This window comes from Granulicatella sp. zg-ZJ (assembly GCF_010892355.1).
In the GTDB taxonomy this organism is placed as follows: domain Bacteria; phylum Bacillota; class Bacilli; order Lactobacillales; family Aerococcaceae; genus WM01.
Genome location: NZ_WNJY01000051.1, coordinates 1 through 3,897, shown reverse-complemented (window position 1 = coordinate 3,897; position 3,897 = coordinate 1). Strand labels below are relative to the sequence as shown.

Sequence of the window (3,897 nt, the reverse complement as noted above, 5' to 3'; positions counted from 1 at the left end):
AAATGGTTTCTGCTAAAGTGTCCATTATCTTTTGTTTTAAACGGTTCGTGATAAAACAATACTTATCCACAATAGGTGTTTCAGCTGTAAATGATGATTGACAGGATTTACAATAAAAACGTTGTTTTAGTGAGTGATAAATAGGCGTTTAGTCCTGAAATTTGGCATAAAGACAGTTGTGATTGACGTGTCCCATTTTTTACAATGCCATTGGTTGCGTGACAATTTGGGCAACAATCTGGTGTATAGGTTAATTTACCGTATAAGACTAATGATTTTTTATGTCGAATGACACATTCAGATATGTTTTCATGATCAAATGTGATGTTTTTATCCTTTAATTGTAGTAAGATTTCTGTTATATTAGACATAGGCAATTTCTCCTTATTATTTGGTCGTACTTTTAATTTAAGAGAAAATTGCCTTTTTGTCTACATGAAATTAGGGTTGATGGCTTATGCCATCAACCCTAAAAATTATACAGCCCAAATAATCTATACATTTTAGATAGCCATTACTCAGTGCAAAGTAATATTGTTCTGTACTGAGTTTTTTTACGTACAAAAAGTTACTGTGCTTGCAAAGTTTAAAAACCTGTCGTAAAATAATCAAAAGGTCAAGAAAGGTCAATAAAGATGCAAGGTAAACGAAATATAAGTGATATTATTGAAAATTATTTAAAAGATTTTTTAGTGAATGACAATCATGTGATTATTCAGCGAAATGAACTTGCGACTTTGTTTGAGTGCGTGCCCTCACAAATTAACTATGTGATTAAAACACGTTTTACACAAAATAGAGGATACATTGTCCAAAGTAAGCGTGGGGGTGCTGGATATGTTCGTATTAGCAAACTAGATTTTTGCCATACGCATATTATTGATGCGTTACTAAGCACGTTGTCTAATTCATTGTCTATGAATGAAGCTGTTAAAGTCATTTCTCAGTTACATCATGAGCAAGTGTTAACAAAGCGAGAAATGTTATTGATTCAAGCAAGTTTTGAACGTGATATGCTACAATCTCATGTAGACAATGATGATCAATTACGAGCAGATTTATTAAAAAGTCAATTACGACAATTACGATACCAATATAATGAGAGTGAAGAATAGTATGGAAAATAAATTTACACAACTTAGTTTAGATGTATTAGCTCTTGCAAAAGAGCAAACAAGAAGGTCACGACATGCGTTTATCGGATCTGAAGATTTGTTATTAGCTTTAGTGATGACAAAAAATAGTATTGCAGGAAGTGTTTTAAATCGTTACGTATCTGTTGAAGATGTGGCAAATTGTATTGATGTGAATATGGATACAAGTGTAAATGTCAAAAATGTCACGTATTCAGCTAAAATGAATCGTATTTTAGACAATGCTTTAGAAATCTCTGAAAGATTGCAGTCCAATTTAGTAGGGACAGAACATCTATTATTAGGAATATTGAGCGAAGATGTAAAAGCTACACAAATTTTAAATCGTTTAAAAGTAGATGTTCAACGATTAGTCAAAGATATTTATCGTGAAATTGGTTTTTCAATCAATGAAAAAACAGGTGATTTAGAGGATAAAAAACAAAGTAAAACGCCTGTTTTAGATGCTTTAACAAGAGATTTAACAGAACAAGCCGTTGCGGGAAAAATTAGTAAAATTATTGGAAGAGAAACGGAAACAAGACGTATTTTACAAGTGCTTTCTCGTAAAAATAAAAATAATCCTGTTTTAGTTGGCGAACCTGGTGTCGGAAAAACAGCAGTCATTGAAGCTTTGGCAAATTTATTAGTTAACCAAGAAGTACCTAAATCGTTACAAGGAAAAAGACTACTTAGCCTAGATGTAGGTAGTCTGGTAGCAGGAACAAAATATCGTGGTGAGTTTGAAGAACGTATGAAACGTATCGTTGATGAAATTTTGTTTAGTGGCGATATTATTTTATTTATTGATGAAATTCACATGTTAGTCGGTGCAGGTGGATCAGAAGGTTCAGTAGATGCAGCAAATATTTTGAAACCAGCTCTAGCTAGAGGGGAAATTCAAATTATTGGGGCAACAACATTTTCAGAATATCAAAAAAATATTGAAAAAGATGCTGCCTTAGAAAGACGTTTTGCACCAGTATCTATTGATGAACCAACCCCTGAAAAAACATTTGATATGTTGAACATGATTATTTCTGAGTTTGAGCAGTATCACGGAGTATCCATTCCTGCAGATGTCATTAAAGAAGCTGTTTACTTATCCTCCCGTTATATTTCTGATCGTAAATTACCAGATAAAGCCATTGACTTGATTGATGAAGCAGCCTCTAAATTGATACTTGATTTATGTCAAAATCAAAAAGAAGAACCAACAGCTATTTTAGAGGATACCATTCAACAACAATTATCGGCAAAAGATTTTGAACAAGCGGGTGCGTCGTTTAAACAACTTGTGTCGACGATGAAAAAGCAAGAAAAACAAAAAGAAACAGTTAAAAAAATACCGGTACTAAGTCAAAGAGATATTGCTCAAGTTGTGTCGTCTTGGACAGGGGTACCCGTTACAGAATTGGAGAAAAAAGAAAGTCAACGTTTGTTGAGAATGGAAAAAGAATTGCATAAACGTGTCATTGGGCAAGATAAAGCGGTTAGTGCTGTTTCCAGAGCGATAAGACGATCTAAGAGTGGTATGGGAGATCCAAAAAAACCGATTGGTTCATTTTTATTTTTAGGGCCAACAGGTGTAGGGAAAACAGAATTAGCAAAAGCTCTTGCAGATATTTTATTTGGTAGCGAAGATAAAATGATTCGAGTGGATATGTCTGAGTTTATGGATAGACATAGTACGAGTCGATTTATTGGTTCGCCTCCTGGGTTTGTCGGATATGATGAGGGGGGACAACTGACTGAAAAAGTGAGACGTCAACCATATTCTGTTATTTTATTTGATGAAATGGAAAAAGCACATCCAGATGTGTTTAATATTTTGTTGCAAATTTTAGACGATGGATATGTTACAGACGCAAAAGGTAGACGAGTTGATTTTAGAAATACAATTTTAATCTTAACATCTAATATTGGTGCAACATTATTACGTGATGAGAAAAAAGTAGGGTTTGGTGCTGCGGTTAGTCAAGACCAAACGGCTATGGAAAAAACGATTCGTGATGAATTGAAAAAAGTTGTTCGTCCAGAGTTTTTAAACCGTATTGATGAAATTGTTGTATTCCATTCACTTGAACAAGAGCATGTATATCAAATTGTTAAATTATTGATGAAAGATACATTGAAACGTTTAGAAGACTTAGGTGCAACTGTCAGTGTATCATCAAGCGTCATCAAAAAAATTGCGAAAGACGGATTTGATATTGAGTATGGAGCACGTCCAATTAAGCGTGCTATCCAAAAAGAGATTGAAGATAAATTGAGTGAAAAGCTCTTGGATGGAACAATTCGACAAGACAGTCATGTTAAAATCGGGTTAAAACAAGATGCAATTACCATTCATGTGAAATAAATAGATGAAAAACTACATTGAAAAATGTAGTTCAGACTGTTGACAAATTAAGAGTGCCAACAGTCTTTTTTCGTATCAGACGTTAAGTCATACGGCTTAACGTCTGATACACTAATGACCCTTAAAGATGTTATAATATAGGTAATAAAAGGAGGTAAGATACTATGTTCTATAAAGAAACTCACCCAAATGACGAAATCATATTAAACACATTATCCGAACTTGTGCCAAAAGACCACTTACTACGTAAAATTGATAAATCAATTGATTTCAACTTTATTTATGAGATTACTTCTCCTTATTATAGCCATACGAATGGTCGCAATAGTTTAGACCCTGTTGTTTTATTTAAATTGGTCTTTTTAAAAGATATTTATGGCATTAAATCCATGCGAGAAACCA

At 33.5% G+C, this 3,897-nt stretch carries 3 protein-coding genes and 1 pseudogene; 3 read left to right on the top strand and 1 reads right to left on the bottom strand.

From position 1 onward, the window contains the following. Positions 1-107: 107 nt before the first annotated feature. Positions 108-371, bottom strand: coding sequence for a hypothetical protein (locus GMA11_RS08975; protein WP_163546801.1), 264 nt, complete (start codon positions 369-371; stop codon positions 108-110). Positions 372-635: 264 nt separating this feature from the next. On the opposite strand from GMA11_RS08975, the gene GMA11_RS08970 reads away from it, so the two are divergent. From GMA11_RS08970 to GMA11_RS08960, 3 genes and pseudogenes are all read left to right on the top strand, one after another. Next, positions 636-1,115 carry a CtsR family transcriptional regulator gene (locus tag GMA11_RS08970; RefSeq protein WP_163546800.1) on the top strand — a complete coding sequence of 160 codons (480 nt, stop codon included), beginning with the start codon at positions 636-638 and terminating at the stop codon, positions 1,113-1,115. A gap of 1 nt (position 1,116) precedes the next feature. Further along, positions 1,117-3,495: an ATP-dependent Clp protease ATP-binding subunit gene (locus GMA11_RS08965; RefSeq protein ID WP_163546799.1), complete on the top strand. Its 2,379-nt coding sequence runs from the start codon at positions 1,117-1,119 to the stop codon at positions 3,493-3,495. Positions 3,496-3,659: 164 nt separating this feature from the next. Beyond that, a pseudogene (locus GMA11_RS08960) lies at positions 3,660-3,897 on the top strand (IS5/IS1182 family transposase); the annotation flags it as partial.

What these genes read in the sequence shown, in the direction of transcription:
- GMA11_RS08975 (WP_163546801.1), bottom strand. Translation starts at nt 371, where the DNA reads ATGTCTAATATAACAGAAATCTTACTACAATTAAAGGATAAAAACATC.
- GMA11_RS08965 (WP_163546799.1), top strand. Translation starts at nt 1,117, where the DNA reads ATGGAAAATAAATTTACACAACTTAGTTTAGATGTATTAGCTCTTGCA.
- GMA11_RS08970 (WP_163546800.1), top strand. Translation starts at nt 636, where the DNA reads ATGCAAGGTAAACGAAATATAAGTGATATTATTGAAAATTATTTAAAA.